Source organism: Arthrobacter sp. MDT2-34-1, from assembly GCF_059091365.1.
The window spans coordinates 1-271 of sequence record NZ_JBNHGO010000215.1 but is presented as its reverse complement, the minus strand read 5'-3'; the positions used below and the strand labels follow the sequence as shown (position 1 = coordinate 271).

At 72.3% G+C, this 271-nt stretch carries 1 pseudogene; it reads left to right on the top strand.

The annotated features are described in order from the left end of the window. A pseudogene (locus AC5RVV_RS18405) lies at window positions 1-271 on the top strand (site-specific tyrosine recombinase XerD); the annotation flags it as partial.

Here is a 271-nt window from a genome sequence, read left to right as displayed (position 1 = left end):
GAGGCCGTCGGACTCGACATCGACGACCTTGCAGCCGGGGCGGAGCAGACCGCAGCGGCCGGTGACGCCGGCACCGACGGCGGTCCCGCCGTCGTACGTCTTTTCGGCAAGGGCTCCAAGGAGCGGCTGGTGCCGCTGGGCTCCTATGCGGCCAAGGCGATTGACGACTACCTGGTCCGCGCCCGGCCCGGCCTTGCCGCCAAGGGCAAGGGGACACCGGCGCTCTTTCTCAATGCGCGGGGCGGCCGGCTGAGCCGCCAGAGCGCCTGGA